At 47.5% G+C, this 20,234-nt stretch carries 21 protein-coding genes; 12 read left to right on the top strand and 9 right to left on the bottom strand.

All coding sequences use genetic code 11. The features are described 5' to 3' along the window. The first annotated feature begins 64 nt into the window (after nucleotides 1–64). Both ACEW9I_RS18165 and ACEW9I_RS18160 read left to right on the top strand, forming a co-directional pair. Nucleotides 65–319, top strand: a complete 255-nt coding sequence (locus tag ACEW9I_RS18165) for a hypothetical protein (protein WP_373541738.1) — start codon at nucleotides 65–67, stop codon at nucleotides 317–319. A 61-nt stretch (nucleotides 320–380) separates the two neighbouring features. Beyond that, entirely contained in the window at nucleotides 381–530 is a 150-nt protein-coding gene (locus ACEW9I_RS18160) for a hypothetical protein (protein WP_373541737.1), read from the top strand. 25 nt (nucleotides 531–555) lie between these two features. On the opposite strand, the gene ACEW9I_RS18155 is transcribed toward ACEW9I_RS18160, so the two are convergent. Beyond that, a complete protein-coding gene (locus ACEW9I_RS18155) occupies nucleotides 556–1,137 on the bottom strand; it encodes a Uma2 family endonuclease (RefSeq protein WP_373541736.1) in 582 nt (193 codons plus the stop codon). 202 nt (nucleotides 1,138–1,339) lie between these two features. On the opposite strand from ACEW9I_RS18155, the gene ACEW9I_RS18150 reads away from it, so the two are divergent. From ACEW9I_RS18150 to ACEW9I_RS18140, 3 genes are all read left to right on the top strand, one after another. After that, the gene (locus ACEW9I_RS18150; RefSeq protein ID WP_373541735.1) at nucleotides 1,340–2,329 is read left to right on the top strand and encodes an aldo/keto reductase; all 990 of its coding nucleotides are present in this window, start codon (nucleotides 1,340–1,342) and stop codon (nucleotides 2,327–2,329) included. 150 nt (nucleotides 2,330–2,479) lie between these two features. After that, nucleotides 2,480–3,079, top strand: a complete 600-nt coding sequence (locus ACEW9I_RS18145) for a phycobiliprotein lyase (protein ID WP_373541749.1) — start codon at nucleotides 2,480–2,482, stop codon at nucleotides 3,077–3,079. Then, on the top strand, nucleotides 3,076–3,627 hold the full coding sequence (locus ACEW9I_RS18140) for a hypothetical protein (RefSeq protein ID WP_373541734.1): 552 nt from the start codon (nucleotides 3,076–3,078) through the stop codon (nucleotides 3,625–3,627). Before ACEW9I_RS18145 ends, ACEW9I_RS18140 begins: the two co-directional genes overlap by 4 nt. A 421-nt stretch (nucleotides 3,628–4,048) precedes the next feature. Here the strand turns inward: ACEW9I_RS18140 and ACEW9I_RS18135 are convergent, their stop codons facing one another. Further along, nucleotides 4,049–4,348: a ferredoxin gene (locus ACEW9I_RS18135; RefSeq protein ID WP_373541733.1), complete on the bottom strand. Its 300-nt coding sequence runs from the start codon at nucleotides 4,346–4,348 to the stop codon at nucleotides 4,049–4,051. 387 nt (nucleotides 4,349–4,735) lie between these two features. Here ACEW9I_RS18135 and ACEW9I_RS18130 point away from each other — a divergent pair, with 387 nt between their 5' ends. After that, complete coding sequence (locus ACEW9I_RS18130) at nucleotides 4,736–5,746, top strand: Gfo/Idh/MocA family protein (protein ID WP_373541732.1); 1,011 nt, start codon at nucleotides 4,736–4,738, stop codon at nucleotides 5,744–5,746. A gap of 10 nt (nucleotides 5,747–5,756) precedes the next feature. On the opposite strand, the gene ACEW9I_RS18125 is transcribed toward ACEW9I_RS18130, so the two are convergent. After that, the gene (locus tag ACEW9I_RS18125; RefSeq protein WP_373541731.1) at nucleotides 5,757–5,966 is read right to left on the bottom strand and encodes a hypothetical protein; all 210 of its coding nucleotides are present in this window, start codon (nucleotides 5,964–5,966) and stop codon (nucleotides 5,757–5,759) included. Between the two features lie 64 nt (nucleotides 5,967–6,030). Beyond that, entirely contained in the window at nucleotides 6,031–6,534 is a 504-nt protein-coding gene (locus tag ACEW9I_RS18120) for a DUF4188 domain-containing protein (protein WP_373541730.1), read from the bottom strand. 124 nt (nucleotides 6,535–6,658) lie between these two features. Here ACEW9I_RS18120 and ACEW9I_RS18115 point away from each other — a divergent pair, with 124 nt between their 5' ends. Next, the gene (locus ACEW9I_RS18115) at nucleotides 6,659–7,207 is read left to right on the top strand and encodes a PadR family transcriptional regulator (RefSeq protein WP_373541729.1); all 549 of its coding nucleotides are present in this window, start codon (nucleotides 6,659–6,661) and stop codon (nucleotides 7,205–7,207) included. On the opposite strand, the gene ACEW9I_RS18110 is transcribed toward ACEW9I_RS18115, so the two are convergent. Both ACEW9I_RS18110 and argS read right to left on the bottom strand, forming a co-directional pair. Continuing rightward, nucleotides 7,193–7,762: a Uma2 family endonuclease gene (locus ACEW9I_RS18110; RefSeq protein WP_373541728.1), complete on the bottom strand. Its 570-nt coding sequence runs from the start codon at nucleotides 7,760–7,762 to the stop codon at nucleotides 7,193–7,195. The genes ACEW9I_RS18115 and ACEW9I_RS18110 overlap by 15 nt on opposite strands. Before the next feature lie 187 nt (nucleotides 7,763–7,949). Next, entirely contained in the window at nucleotides 7,950–9,707 is a 1,758-nt protein-coding gene (argS, locus tag ACEW9I_RS18105) for an arginine--tRNA ligase (RefSeq protein ID WP_373541727.1), read from the bottom strand. 169 nt (nucleotides 9,708–9,876) lie between these two features. On the opposite strand from argS, the gene ACEW9I_RS18100 reads away from it, so the two are divergent. Beyond that, complete coding sequence (locus tag ACEW9I_RS18100; protein WP_373541726.1) at nucleotides 9,877–11,148, top strand: MFS transporter; 1,272 nt, start codon at nucleotides 9,877–9,879, stop codon at nucleotides 11,146–11,148. Between the two features lie 379 nt (nucleotides 11,149–11,527). Here ACEW9I_RS18100 and ACEW9I_RS18095 read toward each other — a convergent pair whose 3' ends face one another. The 3 genes from ACEW9I_RS18095 to ACEW9I_RS18085 form a co-directional block, all read right to left on the bottom strand. Then, nucleotides 11,528–13,357 carry a phosphodiester glycosidase family protein gene (locus ACEW9I_RS18095; protein WP_373541725.1) on the bottom strand — a complete coding sequence of 610 codons (1,830 nt, stop codon included), beginning with the start codon at nucleotides 13,355–13,357 and terminating at the stop codon, nucleotides 11,528–11,530. Nucleotides 13,358–13,431: 74 nt separating this feature from the next. Then, the gene (locus ACEW9I_RS18090; RefSeq protein ID WP_373541724.1) at nucleotides 13,432–15,039 is read right to left on the bottom strand and encodes a trypsin-like peptidase domain-containing protein; all 1,608 of its coding nucleotides are present in this window, start codon (nucleotides 15,037–15,039) and stop codon (nucleotides 13,432–13,434) included. A gap of 73 nt (nucleotides 15,040–15,112) precedes the next feature. After that, nucleotides 15,113–15,856 (bottom strand): sterol desaturase family protein, encoded by a 744-nt coding sequence (locus ACEW9I_RS18085; protein WP_373541723.1) that lies wholly within the window; start codon nucleotides 15,854–15,856, stop codon nucleotides 15,113–15,115. Nucleotides 15,857–16,258: 402 nt separating this feature from the next. On the opposite strand from ACEW9I_RS18085, the gene mutS reads away from it, so the two are divergent. Genes mutS through ACEW9I_RS18065 form a run of 4 tightly spaced genes read left to right on the top strand, consistent with a single transcriptional unit; the run spans nucleotide 16,259 to nucleotide 19,817 of the window. Beyond that, entirely contained in the window at nucleotides 16,259–18,856 is a 2,598-nt protein-coding gene (gene mutS, locus ACEW9I_RS18080) for a DNA mismatch repair protein MutS (RefSeq protein ID WP_373541722.1), read from the top strand. A gap of 21 nt (nucleotides 18,857–18,877) precedes the next feature. Continuing rightward, nucleotides 18,878–19,327 carry a serine hydrolase domain-containing protein gene (locus ACEW9I_RS18075; protein ID WP_373541721.1) on the top strand — a complete coding sequence of 150 codons (450 nt, stop codon included), beginning with the start codon at nucleotides 18,878–18,880 and terminating at the stop codon, nucleotides 19,325–19,327. Continuing rightward, nucleotides 19,324–19,503 (top strand): hypothetical protein, encoded by a 180-nt coding sequence (locus ACEW9I_RS18070; RefSeq protein WP_373541720.1) that lies wholly within the window; start codon nucleotides 19,324–19,326, stop codon nucleotides 19,501–19,503. Before ACEW9I_RS18075 ends, ACEW9I_RS18070 begins: the two co-directional genes overlap by 4 nt. Then, nucleotides 19,476–19,817, top strand: coding sequence for a hypothetical protein (locus ACEW9I_RS18065; RefSeq protein ID WP_373541719.1), 342 nt, complete (start codon nucleotides 19,476–19,478; stop codon nucleotides 19,815–19,817). The genes ACEW9I_RS18070 and ACEW9I_RS18065 overlap by 28 nt, the downstream gene beginning before the upstream one ends. Nucleotides 19,818–20,234: the final 417 nt, after the last annotated feature.

Genomic DNA, 20,234 nt, shown 5'->3' with positions numbered 1-20,234 from the left:
AGAAAATATGTTTGTTTCGATCGCGATTTGGGCATACTAGATCTACAAATAATCGAACTACGGTATGAATACATTCATCAAGATTATAGTTGTAGGTGGCATTGCCCTATTTTCCAATCGTCTGCTTTCCCAAAATATAATCCCTAAGCCAGGTTGCGATATTAAAGGCAATATATCTTGGAACAACAACAAAAAACTGTATCATCTTCCAGGAATGAAAGATTATGAAATAACGGAAATCTCCCCCGAAAAAGGAGAAAGATGGTTTTGTACGGAGTCAGAAGCGATTGCTAATGGCTGGAAGAAGGCACCTAGATAAGCTCAAGCTCGAAGACTCGTTCGCGTAGCGTAAGCAAAGCTTAATCGCTTCAACTCTCAACATGATATTTGGCGATCGCGGGACTAATTGGGAGGGTGAGATCGATCGTAGTACCAATCAATACCGCTCTGAAATTTGTTTGAATGATGGTAATATTTCACCATTAGCATTTCCCGATGTTTCGCTCGACAGCTTACGATTATTTTGCTAGCGTATGTTTCAATTTGCTGAAATGATTACGTCCCAATCTCAAAGATAATATTATTGTAAACTCGATCGATTTCAAACGTAAAATTAACACTGGTTAATTCAACCATATCGCCAGAGCTATAAACACTGAATTCCCATAGCCCTGCCGTTGGCTGTCGATATACATCTAAGTAGATCGTATCGCTACTAACCACCACATATTCTTGTAAACGCGGGGACTGGCGATACAGTTCAAACTTTTCACCCCGATCGTAAGTTTCCGTATTGGGCGATAAAACTTCGATAATCAGGCAAGGATGGCTGATAAAATTATTGGCACTGCGATCGTGAACATCGCCGCTGACGCTAAGATCTGGATACAAGAAAGAATCAGATTCCAATGTTTGAACTTTGATATCATCACCGAATACTCGACAGATCGTACAGTGCAGATGCTCTTGGAGCATATTCCTAAAATTTGTCATGGCAATTATCGCCCGATCGCAAGTTTCATCAGGAATAGGGCGGACTTTACTATCCACGAACTCGTAGCGACAATCTTGCTGTGCCTCCCACTCCAGATATGCTAGTGGAGTGAACTGTGGAAAGTTTTCTGTTGCCCAAACCATATAAAGCCACTTGTCGATCTCAAGAGATTTGATTGAAGATTGCGATAGCTGAGGTGCCGAACTTTAGTTGGCTGAAGGGAAAATTAATATTTGTAAGGGTGACTACTTTGTTAATGATAATCGATCGGCTAGGGCATTAACTTTTTCCCGATTGCTTCTGAATAGTTAGTATTAAATAAATGACCTATGGGAGATCCGGATCGTGCAAACTCGCAAACTTGGTAATCGCGGACTGGTAGTTTCAGCCCTGGGACTGGGCTGTATGGGGATGTCGGGGGTTTATGGTGCTGCTGATGAAGAAATGGCGTTCGCGACTATTCATCAAGCGATCGATTTGGGTGTCAGTTTCCTCGATACGGCGGACGCTTATGGGAAGGGACACAATGAAACGCTCATCGGCAAAGCAATCCGCGCTCGACGCGAGCAGGTCGTTATTGCCACCAAATTTGGACTCAGCGATGTCAGCACAGGCGGATATACGATCCCCGTCAACGGTCGTCCAGAGTACGTGCGATCGGCATGTGAGGCTAGTCTGCAACGGCTAGGAGTAGAGACGATCGACTTATACTATCAACATCGTGTCGATCCGACCATCCCGATCGAAGACACCATTGGCGCAATGGCAGAACTGGTAACAGCCGGAAAGGTGCGGTTCCTAGGCTTGTCAGAGGCATCTTCCGCGACAATTCGCCGCGCTCATGCCGTACATCCGATCGCTGCACTGCAAAGCGAGTATTCGCTCTGGAGCCGCGATGTAGAAGCTGAAATCTTACCTACTTGTCGCGAACTGGAGATCGGGTTTGTGCCATGGAGTCCCCTCGGACGCGGCTTTCTGACTGGACAAATTAAAACTTTTGAAGATTTAGAACCAAATGACTGGCGACGTGTCTCACCGCGATTTCAGGGCGATAACTTTGAGCGCAATTTGGATTTAGTTGCCCAGGTGCAGCAAATGGCGCATGACAAAAATTGTACGCCCGCTCAACTCGCGATCGCGTGGCTACTCCAACGAGGCGACGATATCGTGCCAATTCCAGGTACCAAGCGCGTTTCCTACCTGCTCGACAATCTCGGCGCGATGGATGTGAAGCTGACAACCGCAGAACTCGATCGGATCGATGCCATCTTACCGCAAGGTGCCGCCGCAGGCGATCGTTATCCCGCAGCAATGATGCAAATGGTCAACTTATAGCACTCCTCATCAAAAAGTCGCTTCTCGGAGGGGATTATTCAGGTAGATGACTGGGTAGCTAATAGCATTGCTGCCATGCATCGCATCGAGCCTAATCCCTGATTTAATTGCTAAAATTGAGAATGAGTTATTAAGATAAATCCGCCCATGATGGACGTAATGGAGTTTTTTGAGCATAGTGCTGGTAGATGGCGATCGAAACGGACTACCCATCACTTAGCATTTAGAAGATCGGAGATGGGGGAGTCAGAGATTGAGGTAAAGGCACTAGCCGCTACAGATCCGGAAATCATCGCCCTGTGCGAATCACATCAAGTCGATCCTAGTCTCGCGGTGGGTGGCTGTTGTGTGACATGGGCGGCTTCGATGGGTTGGGACCAAGAAGGCGAAAACCATGAAGGGAAGACTGTATTTGCACTGATTCCCGATCTAGACAAGCCTCACAGCGGTCGGTTGCTACGCGATCGCGGCTATGCTGAGATTGTCTCGGTAGCAGGACACTATCACATGGACAACGATGGTGGTTTGGTACTGATCACCGAGTATGACATCATGAGTTCGGTCGAGCGGTTCTGGTTCCCTAGTCCCAATGTTCGCGTCCGCAGTAGCACTGTCAAACGGATGGGTGGATTTAGTACGGCGACATTCTGCACTGAGACTCGCGTACTGGCGGATGCCGCCAGTGAGGGGGATGCTAGTTCGCCCGCAACTATCGATCCCAAGGTACTTGTTTCCCCGCTCGGTTGGTGATATCTAACGCACAAACCGCAGCCGAGCAGATGGGATTGGTATACTTAGCCAAAATTCGATCTGTTTTGCCAGATCCACAGATGGTAGATGTGATGAGCAATTTGCGCGATCGTGTCTTAATTTGTAGCTGGATTGGCAATCAGATCGAAACTGTCAATCGATCGCTCCAAGTCCATGTTACTGCCTGTGATGAATGTTTCGATCCGAGCGATCGGCGATCGCTCCAGATCTTGGCAGTGCCCTTTGCTTCATCCGCGCAACTGGATGGCTTTTGCAATATCAATACCACCCCAACGACGATTTTAGTAGATGTGGGGCGCGTCGCACCTGCTGATTGGCTGGCTCTAGTCGCTCATGAATACGCTCACGCACATTTGGGCTATCCTGGACACGATCGCGCCTACGCTGAGGTGCTGAGTCATTTGTGCTTGGGCTTGGGTTTTGCACAGCCATCATTTCAGCCTGACGACCGCAGTATCTATTGTTGGCCGCCATATCCAGCGACTATCGATCCGCTAGCTTGGTGGCGTGGTGAAGGTTTGCAGTAGGTACCACTGCGCCTAACTGAAAAGTATAAATAGACCAGCAGCAACTAAAAATGATCTTACTGCCAAAAAAAATACACGTCAGAAAATAAGTTCTAATTTATGATTGTTGTTTAGGAGTTTTACTGAGATGATGCTTACCAAACTCGATCCATACTTAGTACGAAACCTGGCATGACCTCACTACAATCGATCGATTCAGGTGATTCTAGTATCTCTAGTTCTCTTCCCGATCGATAGATCTCTACGTTGGCAATTGTCATAAAACCTCCAAGCGGTGGCGGGAGTTGGGTTATGTCACTTTGATTATATCATTGGGCTGAGTTGCTGCCGACTTGGAGATCGAGTGCCATAAAAAATCGGAGCGAGGAATTAAATTAATTCCCCGCTCCTAAACTATGACTTCTCGATTGAGATCGGGAGTTTAGTAGAGTTGTTCTTCTTGGTGAGTGACGATCGTACAATCAGACTTGGGATAAGCCACACAAGTCAGGACATAGCCTGCTTCGATTTGGTCATCATCCAAGAAAGACTGATCGGATTGATCGATTTCTCCAGCAGTGATTTTACCAGCACAAGTCGAACAAGCACCCGCGCGGCAAGAATAAGGAAGGTCGATCCCTTGCTCTTCGGCTGCATCTAAAATGTAGGTGTCATCAGCTACCTCAATAACTTTATTGAGATTTTCAGCTTCGTTGATTAAAGTAACTTTATAGGTTGCCATGTTAGATTGATTCCTCTCTATTTCGCTTAAAAATGGCGGATGCGGACAGATGTATCTCTAGTCAGGCGATCGATCGGATTGCCGAGCTAGTCGCAGTCGTTTTCATCTCTATCTGAATACTAAGGGAAAACCTCACCATCTGTATCGATCGGTCTTGTCAAAGTCGAATGGTATTCGTAATCAGATCGCGGTGATTCATCCTAATTACTTATATCTCGATGGCCGCCAAGAGCTGGAAAAGAGACTGCAATCGATCGTTACCAGCATTTAACAGCCATGAAATTTGCTGATGAGAGGATTGAATAGTAGACTAGGACAGCACTTATCATATTTTGGTGCGATCGGTTTGGGTGTTGGTTCGATCGAATTCTCATATTAAAAAATCTTATGTCTAAAATCGCTAATTACGGAGAAATTAATCTCCCACTTCGAGTTGGAATCGTAGGCACAGGATTTGCAGCCAAGATCCGCGCCCAAAGTCTCATCACCGAAAGTCGTACTCAATTAGTCGCTGTCGCAGGGCGCAATCCCGAACGCACTGCCGAGTTTGCTCAAAGCTGCGATCTACTAGCGGTAGCTGACTGGCAAACCTTGGTGCAGATGCCAGACATCGATCTAGTAATTGTGGGCACGATCAATAGCAATCACGGCGCGATCGTCCGTGCGGCGATCGCAGCGGGCAAGCATACAATTGTCGAGTATCCCCTCGCCCTCGATCTTCAAGCAGCTACCGAAATCGTCCAACTGGCGGCGGCAAAAAAAGTATTACTCCATGTGGAACATATCGAACTCTTGGGCGGACTTCACCAAACGATGCGCGAATGGTTGGGTCATCTAGGTGAGGTACATTATGCCCGCTACAGCACGATCGTCTGTCAACGCCCGATTCCTGAAAAATGGACTTTTCATCGCTCTGAGTTCGGATTTCCGCTGATGGCGGCTCTATCTCGACTCCATCGCTTCACTGACTTGTTTGGCGCGATCGAGAGTGTCAATTGCAACAATCAATATTGGGGCGGGGTAGGTGACTATTACAAAACTTGTCTGTGTACGGCACAATTGCGATTCAAAAATAGTAACGCGATCGGCGAAGTCGTCTATGGTAAAGGGGAAGGCTTATGGCAAAATTCCCGCAAGTTTGAAGTACATGGGGACAAGGGCGCACTTATCTTTGATGGTGATGAAGGGGTATTTATTCAAGATGGAACTTCTACCCCACTCGATCTCGGCGCGCGCAAAGGTTTATTTGCTAAAGATCTGGAATTCGTGCTCGACCATCTGATTGATGGCAAGCCAAATTATGTCACTCCTGCGGCAAGTCTGGCAACTCTGCGCGTCGCTGACGCGGCAAGAATTTCAGCTCAAATTCGGCGCACGGTGACTATCGATAGTTTGTAATCCGCAATTCCTAGCGAACTTCATCGATCGATTTGTGCCAATTGCCTTCGTAAGGATAAGCGACAAACCCACGAGCGCGCCAACCGCCACTAAAGCCACGGGCGAGATTGGTGAGTAATTGGGGAATCGATTTCCAGTTACCTAATGCAAACCACGGTGTCCAGGATAATACAAATAGATTGAGCAGATCTTGTAAACTTTGACTGCGAAAAGTTATCATTATCTTTAGCTCCCGATCGTTTGCTGGGGTGGATTGAAAATAATTAACCAAATTGAATCGGTGCTTAGTCAGAAACAGCAGGTGTATTATCGCCACCTAACCGCTGACGGGCAGTTTCTTTGCGGCTGACAATCGGAACATGATTGGTGGCAGCAGCCAAACCGAAGACGGGCATGTTGACATAGATCGATTCGGATTGTCCGGCTTGGACTAAATAGGTTTCATGCCAAATGCCCACGCTGCCATCGTTACCAATCGATCGATTGAAGGCGCGCCACGGTTCTAGATGCGGATCGTCAGTATTGCGGGCAAAATATTCTAGCTGCTCGAAGGATTTCCAGTACGTTGTCATGATGGTACAGAGTGGGAAGAGGCGGAAAAATGATTCCTGTCCCAAAAAGCCTTTGTCTGGATAAAGGTGTAGGGCATTTAACATCGGACTCATCGCCTGAGCTGTGGGTAGCCACTTATTGACTGCCCAAATGTTATTCACTCTCATGCCAATCAAAAAGACGACAAAGGATTCATCAATCTGGGCACTAAATCTGCCAGGGACTACTTTTGACATGTCTCAATCCTCCAAGGTATGGCGATCTAGCCGCTATTGTATTAAACTAGTTGCATATCCAAATATAGTATATCAACTTATTTGAATATGCAAGTAATTGACTAGCGTCTTACTCCAAATCCACATGGCTCTATCTCATGCAATATTGGCAGCACTGAATGACAGTGCTTGCAGCGGCTACGATCTAGCCAAAAAGTTCGATGGATCGGTCGGCTTTTTTTGGAATGCTACCCACCAACAGATCTATCGAGAACTTACCAAGCTAGAAGAGCAAAGCCAAATCGATGCTCAGCTCATCCATCAGGAGCATCGTCCAGACAAAAAGATTTATACCCTGACTAGTAAAGGTGAGGAGTATCTGAGAGCGTGGATCGAAACGCCAAGTACTGTTAGTCCACTCAAAGATGACTTGTTAGTGAAAATATTTGCCGGATCGATCGTTTCACCTGAGGCGATCGTGTCAGAATTAAAGCATCACCGGATTCAACATCTAGAAACCTTGCATACATATCAAGCGATCGCATCTCAATATTTTCCAGAGCGATCGCAACTGAGTCATGTTGGGCGTTATCAATACATTACCCTCCGTCAAGGCATCAGAATCGAGACAGAATGGCTGGCTTGGTGTCAAGAATCGATCGATCTGCTCGAATCTGAGCTAACGCGCCTGTAATACGCGATCGACATTCAGATCTAGACTTCCTAATACACTAGACTCGATCTGATTATTTCCCTGATAGACTTTCTCCTCATACAAACCTTCCACCCATTCTAAGATCGTCACTTGTCGGGCGATTGGATCGACGATCCAATATTCAGCAATGCCCCTAGCAGCGTATTCACTCCGCTTGTACCGATAATCTCGCTTCTCTTGGTTGGGGCTGACAACTTCTACAACTAATAATGGTGGTGGCATATCCATTAACACGATCGATCGACTCGCGCCCTCCATTTCCGTGGCTAATTCTTCAGACAATACCAACAAATCTGGTATCCGCACAGATACCCGCGCTCCACTAACAGCTACTTCGATCCCAATTCTGAGCCGATAGCTAGGGATACCCAAACCTAGCAAGAAAGCAAACAAAAAGGATGCAATTCTTTGATTAAGATCGCTTTCAGCAGGCATCTTAATGAGTTCTCCATTTTCTAGTTCGTATAAGTTATCCGTACCATCATCATAAGCAAGGAATTCCTTTAGCGTCATTTTCTGGAGCGCAACTGTCATCCTGATACCTCCTGCAAGAGTATATTTACCATCTTAACATTTCGATCGATCTCAAAATTGTCAACGACTAGAAGTCGTTGCTAGTGATACAAAGTCCGCCTACGCGGACTAATCTCCTAGTCCGCGTAGGCGGACTTTGCATCATGAGCGGCGATTTCAATCGCGCGGCAATCGGAATCGATATCAATTACATTCTCTCTAATACCTGAATGCCGAGTAAATCCAACCCTAGCTTCAACGTTTGAGCAGTTAGATCGCATAATAGCAACCGTGAAGTCCGCAGAGGTTCTTCTGCTTGTAAAACTGAATGCTTATCATAGAATTGATTGAATTTTTGACTGAGTTCAAATAAGTATTGACACAACCGATTTGGTAATAAATCTCTTTCGACTTCAGTAATAATAGAGCCTAATTGTAAGAGGTGTTTAGCAAGAGTCAGTTCTGCTTCTTCATTGAGGATAATTTGAGCATTATCTCCAAGATTATTGAAATCGATACCACCTTTACGAGCGATGCTCTGCGGTCTAGCATAGGCATACATCATATAAGGTGCTGTATTGCCTTTATCTAAGAGCATCTTGTCAAAACTAAAGACATAATTACTCGTTCTATTTTGGCTCAAGTCGGCATATTTAACCGCACTCAATCCGATAACTTGCGAACTATTGGCGATAAATTCTTCAGTTTCTTGGCGTTCGTCATCTATCAACCGTGTCTTGAGCAGATTACTAAATCGGTCGATCGCTTCATCGAGTAGATCTTTTAGTTTAATCGCTTCACCCGATCGCGTCTTGATTTTCTTACCATCTTCACCTAATACTAAGCCGAAGGGAACGTGAATGATTTCGACATCTTCAGGTATCCAATTAGCTAGTTTGGCTACTTGAAATACTTGGGCAAAGTGATCCGATTGTCCGGCATCGGTGATATAAATAATGCGATCTGCTCGATCGGTTCCAATCCGATATCTGACTGCGGCTAAATCGGTAGTCGCGTAGTTATAGCCACCGTCGGTTTTTTGGACGATGAGCGGTAATGGATCGCCGTCTCTATTGGTATATCCATCTAGAAATACGCACTGTGCGCCATCGCTTTCGACTAATAATCCTGTCGTGCGTAAGTCATCAACTACGGTGGCTAAATAGGGGTTGTAAAATGATTCGCCACGTTCGGTGAGTGTGACATTCAACCTGTCGTAGATTACCTGAAATTCGCGTCGGGATTGGTCGCATAATAGGTTCCAGGCTTTCATCGTATCGGGATCTTTTGCCTGTAATTTGACTACCTCTTTTCTAGCTGCTGCTTGAAATTCGGGATCTTCATCAAAGCGTTGTTTGGCTTTCTTGTATAAGACTACCAAATCGCCTAAATCGAGCGCGTCAGCAGTCGTCAGAGCTTCGGGATAGGCTTCCCGCAGGTAGAGGATCAACATCCCGAATTGAGTCCCCCAATCGCCAACGTGATTGAGTCTGAGCACATCGTGACCGCGAAATTCTAATACCCGTGCGATACAATCTCCTAGAATAGTCGATCGCAAGTGTCCGACGTGCATTTCTTTGGCGATATTCGGACTGGAAAAATCGACGATGACGCGTTGAGGCTTGTCAGCTACAGGCACACCCAAGCGGCTATCTGATTGCATCGCTTGGAGCTGGGTGGCGAGATAGCTAGGTTTGACAGTAAAATTGATAAAGCCAGGACCAGCAATTTGTGGAACTTCGCACAGTTCGGCTACATCTAGATTATCGACGATCGATTGCGCGATCGCGCGCGGCTGTTGTCCCAATTTTTTGCTGAGTCCCATCGCCACATTCGCCTGATAGTCCCCAAATTTGGGATTGCTCGATAATACTAACAGCGGATCTGTCCCAGCATAATCATCCCCCAATGCGGCAACGATCGCGCGATCGAGTTGAGTAGTCAGATAGGCGATAGTGGAGTTCATTGCAGGAACGGGATGAATTAATAGCTACTATTTATTATCCATTATCTACCGTCCACTCGATCGACTGTCACACACTAGCAAACTTTCCGACCCATTAGTCTGTACAATCGCTACAGACTTTGCTAAAGCCTTTACCCATTATCCTTTCCCCCTTTCCCCTATTCAGCCTATGTTGCCTGCAAAAACACCTCTAGAGGCGAGTGGATTTAAGGCTCTACTCAGCAATCGTCCATTTTTATTTTTGTGGACGGGGCAAGTGCTATCTCAGATTGCCGATAAAGTATTGCTAGTAATGTCGATCGCTTTGCTAACTACCTACAATATCCCAGAGAGATATACCGCTTCTTCTAGTTCCTATTTAATGGTCGCTTCGACGATTCCGGCAATTTTATTTGGAGCTGCGGCGGGCATATTTGTCGATCGCTATCCCAAAAAGAAGATTATGGTGATTGCGGATGTCACCCGAGGTTCGCTAATTTTATTATTAGCAATCTTACCAAAAGAATTCATCTTTTTAATATTAATTACCTTTGCAATTTCGACAGTAACTCAAGCATTTGCCCCTGCGGAACAGTCAGCGATACCCCTGGTAGTGAAGCCCGAAAATTTATTGACAGCCAATGCTCTATTTACTAGCAGTACAATGGGTTCGATTATTGTCGGATTTGCGATCGGCGAACCAATTTTGACAGCAGTGACCAATATTAGCAAAAATGGATCGCGCGAGGTATTGGTAGCCTTACTTTATTTTGTGGCGGCTGGATTGGGACAGTTGGTAAAAGTCCAAGAAAAAATCGATCCGAACCAACATCCGCACCGCATCAATCCGTGGCATGAGTTAAAAGTTGGATTTGATTATCTCCGTAGTAACAAGATCGTATTAAATGCGATGCTGCAACTGGCGGTATTATTTTCGACGATCGCGGCATTGCCAGTATTATCGATCAAACTCACTGCTGAAGTCGGTCTCAAGCCCGAACAATTTGGATTTTTAGTCGCTCCGTTGGGTATCGGATTGGTGCTGGGAGCTGGCATATTGGGACATTTTGGCAATCGTCTCAACCAAAAATCTCTACCCCTGATTGGATTTATCGGTATGGGGATCGTGCTAGCAATATTTACATTTATAAATAATTTATTGCTAGGTGTATTCTGTGCTGGGATCTTGGGGCTGGGAGCTTCTTTGATCGCGGTGCCGATGCAGACATTGATTCAAGAAAGAACACCAGAATCAATGCGGGGCAAGGTGTTTGGCTTTCAGAATAATGCGGTAAATATTGCGGTAGCGGTGCCGCTGGTTGTCGCTGGCCCTTTGACTGAGATGTTTGGGCTGCAACCAGTATTATGGGGGATGAGTATCATCGTTGCGGTGGCGGGAATCTTGGCGTGGAGTAGCACTAGGTATGTGTTGGAGGAAGCGATCCAAAATGAAAGCGAATAGTTTTCATGGCTTAATCATCCACTACTGTAGGGGCGATGGCAGTGGTGAGTGTAAAATTTGCGATCTGAATTCACCGTAAAATGGCGGATGGTGATGTGACTCAAATCGGGTTATATTAGTGACATGAGGTTGGTTGAAGCTAATTAAGTCAGCAACTAATTCTCACGAATATTTTTTTTAGTGTCTGTTGCTCTCATTTGCATCCGATCGCGAAAGGAAATCGGGGTTTTAAATTTCAAGGCGATCGCTATAAGCTAGCGATCGCCTTTTTTTTGTAGGTTGGGTTGAAGCCCTCGAAACCCAACCTACAGATTTACTAAAACCTAAAACCTAAAGCCTAAAGCCTAAAACCTAAAGCCTAAAACCTAAAGCCTAAAGCCTAAGGTTCGATCGAGATGCCCAGGGCATTGTGGACGCGGGCGGCAGTGGCAGAGGCGCGATCGATCAGTTGTCCGCCGAGGTAGAGGCTGGTAGAGCTGCCACCGTCGAGGTTGAGGGCGTCTACTGTGCCCATCTGTTGAAGGATTTGAGCCATTTCTGCCAAAGTTGGCCCTTTGCCACCAGCCCGATTGTGGACGGCAGCGATCGTAATGTTACCCGTTGCCGTGGTACCGATCGCACTGCGTACCGCTGATTCTTTGGCAAAATTCACGCCGAAGTTTTCACCTTTGGCATCGAGAACTACTTTTCCCGATTGTACTAGCCAGGGGCCAGCGGCGATAATCTGAGTATAAATTTCAAATTCGGGTGGGGTAAGTTGACGTTGCAGTGTCAAGCTCGTACCGATCGGGATGCTCCCAGACAGCTCTGGTTGCCCTCTCAAGGCGAGTAAATAGCCATTGGTAGGGATTTGGATACTGATGCTGCCAAGCGCGTTGCCAGGGGTAATTTGGGTGACTTTATTTAGTTGAACTGTGATAATCAGTTCGTTGGCTTGTAGCGGCGTGTAAGTACTCCCCCAATCACTGGTATAACGACCGATGCCCGCTTGGACGTAGGCACTATTGAGCGCGAGGATCGGTAGCTGTGCGCCAGTGGCGGTAGTGAGGGTTTCTTGCATTTTCAGGCGCGCGATGCGCATTTGCCCTTTGTCATTCCAACCGATCGCACCGCGATTTAAGATCGGACTGGACAACCATTTCCCGTCCCGTTTGAGGGCACCGAGGGGCATCCGATTGTTGCGATTGAAGTAGCCCCCATTGATGGCGGCGACGACTTGAGTAGTGGGGGCAAATTTGATGAGATGATTGGTACCAACTAAGTTTGGTTCGAGTGCTAGCATCGCTCGAAATTTAATTCCTGGTTGACGCGGATCGATTTCGAGATAGCTAACGGGGAAATTAGTCGCGCCCAATTTTACCCACTTTTGCCGCCATTTGAGTCCAGGTGCCCACTTAATTTCACGTTCGGGAATTGCGGCAAGATTGGAGCTAATACTAACTTCGAGATTGGTTGGTGACAATAATTTTGCCTTGGCGCGTTGTCCTTTGACGATCGGAAATTGAATGATTGTTTGATTCTTACTACTGGTGACTTTATATTCTAGTTTCTGAGCAGTCGGATCGTCATCGGGGTCGAGATTGGGGTCAAATATTGGCGGTGGTGCGTTAAATTGAGCGAGTAAATTAGAGTCGGCAATTGCTTCGATCGTTAAGTATCCTTCGGTGGGTGTTTGGCTGAGTTTCCAGGGCGTAGCTCGATCTAGAGTGACGGTAATTTTGCCATTTTTAGGGATATTTTCGCGACGTACGTTAGTTACTCTAGTAGCTGGGGTATTGAGTTGGAGTTTCGTCCCGACGATCTGCCATTGCCAACCGCTCCGTTTGGCAAGATCGGTGATGTCGAGATAGCGATATTGACGGCTGAGCTTGGCGGTGACACTGACTGGTGTCGATCGCGTAGTCGCATACCAATCGAGCGGTTGAGTTTGGTAATTAGGATTATTGAACAACTCAACACCGAGCTGGCGATCGAGTGCAGTATCACTAATTCCCAATCGCAAACTATTTCCAACTTGCCATTGTCCCCACGGAATACTTAGAGTTTTACCATTTAAGAATATTTCGGTACCTTGACTGACAAAATTTTGGGCGGATGTATTTTGAGGTGAATTTGGTTGCGGATCTGCCCGAGCAATTGCCGGACAAAAGGTGGCAGTCAAGTTGGTGACGATCGCAATCGTGACGAGATAAAATCTCTGATAATTCATAGTTAGATTAATTGATAATTGATAATTGGGTTGTTAGATAAAGTTTCAAATTCCTGTGCTTCGTTAATCGAAAATCACTGATTCAGGAAACTAATGTCATCAATTAATCCGTCAGGATTGCTGAGTGCATATTGTCGGGCTAAGGTATTGTCTAGTTTGGCTTGCACTGTCTGCCCCAAGGCTTGATGTGCCTGCGATCGCGCGCGATAAGCGGCGGCGATCCGGGGATTCAAACCAAGCGCGCGATTGAGTACGGACAATCCTTGGGGGTAGTCTCTATTGGCTACCAATAATTGACCTAATATCGATTGTGCGCCTGGAGATTGAGGGGCAATTTGTACCGCTCTTCGGGCGAGGTTCAGTGCTTGAAGCAAGTTATTCTGGGCTTTGCGCGTCAGTGCCAAATTGGTATAAGCATAATAAAGATTGGGATCGAGCGCGATCGCGCGTTCGAGAGCGGCGGCGGCGACGCTATAGTTGCCCAGTCGGGTAGCGACTAAACCCCGAATTGTCTGCGCCATCGCATTGTTGGGAGCCAATGACACGGCGCGATCGCATACGCCTAGAGCTTCGCCCTGTTTGCCAAACTCACTGAGCAAGAAACATTTACCTGTATGGGCGATCGCCAATTTTGGATCGCTGGCAATTGCCAGATCGGCATCTGCTAAAGCCGCACCGAGCCGTTTGTACATGAAATTGGCTGAAGCTCTCGCCAGATAAGCCTTGGTATAGCGGGGATCGAGCACAATTGCTGCATTCATCGCGTCGATCGATCCACCAATATTACCCCGATTGAACCGATCGACGCCGATCAAAAATAAGTCCACAGCTTGAGGTGGTTTGGAAATATTGGTGGCGATCGCCAGCGGTGGTTTTCCGCCAAAATTTACACCCAATTTACCTGCCAACCGGATAAAAGTATTCGTCGGAATCCCTAAATTAAAGCCAGTTTTAATCCGAATATTGTCATTAATATCCGAAGCTTGATTCGCCGCTTGGATATCACCTTTGCCGTGGATGGCGATCGTTTCACCAGCTTGATTAAATACTGGCCCACCGCTCATGCCTGGTAAGGTATTATTGCTATAAACCAAAGCATATCCCCCAGCTAATGGACGACTAGCGTTGGCAGTAACTTTACCTTCAGTAAAATTGTAAATCGATGCGGTAATGGCGGTTGTTGCCATCGGAAATCCCGAGACGTAAACGATCGATCCTTCACTGGCTGTCTCGACATTGCCCAGTTTGGCGATCGGATAGTTAGTAGTACTCTGGAATTTGACGATCGCCAAATCCGCATCAGTTGTGGTTGTAATATTAGTGGCAATTAAGGGATGATTTTTGCCATCGGGAGTCGTGAGGCTGAACGGTGCTTGACGATCGCGGACGACATGCGCGGCGGTAAGTACTGTATATGTGCTACCTTGTTTGTCGATGACTACCCCAGAACCGACAGTATTGGCACTATCGATCGCGACTGTCACCGATTTGGCTATTTTACCGACTTCTACCGCTGACAGAGCCATCACTGCGGTGGCGGACAACCACGTCATCCCGATCGTACCAGTACCGATCGCCAGCCATGTTCGCATCCAGGTAGCGTGATGATATCGGACGATCGAGCCAGTTTTAGACATATCTTCAAGTACCCAAATTAGCGATCGCCAATAGTTTACACTCAAAATGGTCGGCTGTCTTGTCGCCGTCGTACTACGACAGCCTAGTAGGCACGATCTAGATCGCTGCTGATGATTTTCAACTTAAATAATTTATAGACCGATCTGGGATCTTAGCTCGATTGTAATTGAGGTCTTGAGTGCCGAGTAGCTTGTCCCAGAAGGTAAAGTACAATCCATAATGTTTGGAATACTTATGATGGTGAACGGCATGATGCAAGGGGCCGACAGCCCACTGCGAACACCACCGAAAATAACCAAAATTGGGAAATAAGGGAAACCCGAGATGATTGAATACCGACCAAATTGTCATCGTCATAATAATCGCAATTACAGTCGCCAGATGTAGCGGAATTGTAAATACAACTGCGACGATAAATAAGGCTTGAAAAATCGCCTCAACTGGATCGAAGGCAAAAGATGTCCAAGCGGTAGTCTGTCTGGACAAGTGATGCCCGCGATGAAACAATTCAAATAGGAAAGGATGATGAAAGAGGCGATGAATGAAATAAAAATACGTATCCTGAAGGGCGAGTACTAACCAAAAGCTCCAGCCAAAATACCATAGTTCATATTTATCCCAATTGGCATATAAACATGTCCCCCCGCGATCGAAAGCCATGACGATCGCGGCGGCAGCAACAGCAAAGATCGCTGTCGAATAAACTGATAATTTAATATCGTGATGAATTGACTCCCACACAGGCGGTTGAATCCGAATCCCACGATCGATTAATACTTGTTTGCACAAAGTATGGATCAGATAATGCGTGCCCCCAGCGATGGCGAGATATCTACCTAAAATAATAGCGATAAAGGACAAAAAATAATATAAAAATGAGTGGTGGTGTACCAATGCCAGGTTACCTCTTAGAGCCGGAAAACTAGGGATATATTAAATGGTGAATGGTGGATGGTGGATGGTGAATGGTGGATGGTGGATGGTGGATGGTGAATGGTGGATGGTGAATGGATTGCCATAGATCGCACTCGGCTACCATCGATCGACTACCGCTCTACCGCTCGGTACCTACGCTCGATCGCCGATTGTGTTTGAATGAAGGGGCTTTCCGTTCGTCTTTCGGTAAAATAAGATTAGTTAACAAACCCCCCATCTCTAAGATAGACGCAAACGCCGAACTTGCCCGTCAGCGAGCGATTCGCTGTCAACTGTCAACTCTCAACTGTCAACTGTTTACCCAGCACCTCACATTTCTCCCGATCCATGTCTGACAACACCGCCGACTTGACAGGTATTCGTACTAGTCAGAGTCAAATCCGCAACGCTGATTATCGCCTGCTCGATCGTACCCAGCTCTCACCGATGTACCAACACTATGTCGAGGTGAAGGAGCAATATCCCCACGCACTGCTGTTGTACCGTTGCGGGGATTTCTTTGAGACATTTTTTCAGGATGCGATTACGATCGCCCGCGAACTCGAACTAGTGCTGACGAGCAAAGAAGGCGGTAAAGAAGTCGGGCGCGTCCCGATGACGGGCGTACCGCACCATGCAGTCGATCGCTATTGTGCCATCTTAGTCGAAAAAGGGTACGCGATCGCCATGTGCGACCAGATGGAAACCGCCGCCGAAGCGGCCGAATCGGGGGCGGGTTTAGTGCGGCGCGAAGTCGTCCGCGTCCTGACTCCAGGCACGATTCAGGAAGAAGAAATGCTCCCCTCACGACGGAATAACTTCCTCGCGGCGATCGTCCTCGTGGGCGAAAACTGGGGACTCGCCTACACGGATATTTCCACAGGCGAATTTCTCACCACCCAAAGCACCGATCTCGAAGTCCTCACTCAAGAACTAATGCGGCTCCAACCGCCGGAAATCCTCATCCCCATCGCCGCCCCCGATCTCAACCGCCTATTGCGCCCTGGCGAAACCTCCGACTTACTCCCCACCAATCTCCCCAACTGCTTCTGCTATGCCATGCGCCCCCTGGCACCATTTACCCTCGCAGAAGCCAAGCAGCGGCTCCTAGACACCTTCAAAATGCGATCGCTAGAATCTTTGGGGTGTACGCCATTTCCCCTCGCTGTGCGGGCGGCTGGCGGCTTATTGGAATATCTCGAAGCCACCCAAAAAAGTAACCCCGTCACGCTCCAACCCCTGCGTACTTATGCCCTCGGCGACTATCTCGTCTTGGATCACCAGTCACGTCGCAACCTCGAAATCACCCAAACCGTGCGGGATGGTAACTTTCAAGGCTCCCTGCTGTGGGCACTCGATCGCACCTGTACCGCCATGGGCGGACGCGCTTTGCGTCGCTGGATACTGCAACCCCTGCTCGATCTCAACTCGATCTCCAAACGCCAAGATACGATCCAAGAACTTGTCGAAAACACCTTTCTCCGCCAGGACTTACAGCAGCTACTCAAACAAATCTACGACATCGAACGCCTCACAGGCAAAGCCGGATCGGGACGCGCCAGCGCACGCGATCTCGTCGCCCTCGCCGACTCCTTTCTCAAACTCCCCGAACTCTGTGCCATCGCCCGTCAGGGCAAATCCCCCTTCCTCAAAATCCTCCACACCGTCCCCCCCGAACTCGAAGCCTTGGGACGCGACATCACCGCCCACCTCGTCGAACACCCACCACTCCACCTCAAAGACGGCGGGATTATTCGATCGGGCATCAACACCCAGCTCGATGACATGCGCGCCGCCGCCGCTGGCGATCTCCAGTGGATCGCCAACCTCGAAGCGATCGAACGGGAACGCACGGGTATCGCCAATCTCAAAGTCGGCTTCAACAAAACCTTCGGCTACTATATCAGCATCTCCCGCCTCAAAGCCGACCAAGTACCCAGCGACTACATCCGCAAACAAACCCTCACCAACGAAGAACGCTACATCACCCCCGAACTCAAAGAACGGGAAGTCCGCGTCCTCACCGCCCAAGAAGATCTCAACCGGATCGAACACGAAATCTTCGTCGAACTCCGCACAATCGTCGCCACCCACACCGAGCAAATCCGCACCGTCGCCCGTAGTATCTCGGCGATTGATGTCCTGTGCAGTTTAGCCGAAATTGCAGTGACTCAGGGCTATTGTCGCCCCCAACTGGTGCCGAGTCGGGAAATCCACATTACGGATGGTCGCCACCCCGTCGTTGAAAAAGCCTTACTCGCCGGATTTTTCGTCCCCAATTCGACGCAATTAGGACAAGCCGAACACATTACCCCCAGTATCGAATCTCCCGATCTGATTATCCTTACGGGGCCAAATGCCAGCGGTAAAAGTTGTTATTTACGCCAATTAGGCTTGATCCAAATCATGGCGCAAATCGGTAGTTTTATCCCCGCCACCGCCGCTACATTGGGCATTTGCGATCGGATCTTTACCCGCGTCGGTGCTGTAGACGATCTCGCCACCGGACAATCAACCTTCATGGTAGAAATGAATGAAACCGCCAATATTCTCAATCATGCCACCCCCAATTCCCTCGTTTTACTAGACGAAATCGGACGCGGCACCGCTACATTTGATGGACTTTCGATCGCTTGGGCAGTTGCCGAATATCTCGCCACCGAAATCGGTTCCCGCACGATTTTTGCCACCCATTATCACGAACTCAACGAACTTGCATCCATCCTCCCCAACGTGGCAAATTACCAAGTCACCGTCAAAGAACTCCCCGACCAAATCATCTTCCTCCACCAAGTCCAACCCGGCGGCGCAAGTAAATCCTACGGCATCGAAGCGGGACGACTAGCAGGTTTACCCCCGACAGTCATCAGTCGCGCTCGTCAGGTGATGTCGCAAATCGAAGAACATAGTAAAATCGCACTGGGATTACGAGAATCGATGTCTTGAGAACTTTACTTACAAACTAGTATGGAAAATCGGATCGATCGGATTATTGCTAATTTACGAGCTGGTACGATTATAAAAGGTAAATTTGCTGCTCCTGCAAAACTTAAAGATCGAATGAGATACTACCATACTCCTGGTGTGAGTATTGCAGTCATCAATAATTTTGAAATCGAGTGGGCGCATGGGTTTGGCTTTAGTTATTCGCGCTCCCAATACCCAGCGACAGCGAAAACTATTTTTCAATCAGGTTCAATTAGCAAAGCCGTATTTGCTTTGGGTCTGATGCGGCTGGTGCAAGAGGGACGATTGAGCCTTGATGAGGATGTTAATCGCTATCTAACTACATGGCGCATCCCCACCGATGAAAACGGGCAGCCAAAAATAACATTACGTCAGATTCTTAGCCATATTGCTGGATTTACAGTACATGGATTTCCTGGATATTTGGCTTCAGAATCGTACCAAGTGTGACCCAAATATTGAATGGTGAACCACCCGCAAACACAGAAAAAGTGGAGGTGAACACTTTGCCAGGAATGCAATTTTGCTATTCTGGCGGTGGTACGACGGTGGCGCAACAAGCCATAATCGATCTCCTCAAAAACCGTTCCCACAAATCATGCGTGAACTTGCGATCGATCCATTAGAATTGACCGATAGCACATACGAACAGCCACTACCACAGCATTTGAAAACAGAAGCCGCGACGGGTTATCCGTGGCAAGGAATTCCCATCGTAGGTGGATTTCATACTTACCCTGAAATGGCAGCAGCAGGGCTGTGGACAACAGCTACCGATCTAGCAAAAGTTGGGATAGAGTTAATGCAGATTTTAAACAATTGCAGTACCCGCAATTTCTTGACCAAGGATACGGTGGCATCAATGCTTTGTCAGCAATTGGAAAGCCAAAAAGTAGGTGGTAGTAGATTTGCTGGTCTTGGCTTCTTTTCGTTCCAGTAGTGGGACGACACGACTAAAACTGTGGGTAGCGCGATCTCTTACAATATTACTGATTGTATTTTTCGGAGTTTTGAATGCCCACAGTTTTAGTCGTGTCGAGCCAGTAGGGTGGGCACTGGCCACGAACAAACCCTGTGCGGATCAGCAACTTTGGGATGTTCTCACGATCGACTTTACCATATTTAACGTGAGTCTCCAATGGGGCGCGCCGCAGGAAGGACGCAAGAAACAAAGGGAGGAATAAGAGAGTAATCTAAGAATAAGGGTAATCGATTGACAGCTAACACCGAAAGAACAGTGGTGCGAACGCGCCCGTCGTGAGTCTGGTGCCAGAATATAAAGCGTAAGACATTGGTGAAAAGGGGAAATCCCTTTATCCCGTTTAGGAGAATCAAACGTTTGCTGATTCTGGGTCAA

It is taken from the genome of Chamaesiphon sp. (genome assembly GCF_041738855.1).
GTDB lineage: Bacteria > Cyanobacteriota > Cyanobacteriia > Cyanobacteriales > Chamaesiphonaceae > Chamaesiphon.
Note: the sequence above shows the minus strand (reverse complement) of the source record. Positions and strands in the feature narration are given on the sequence as shown.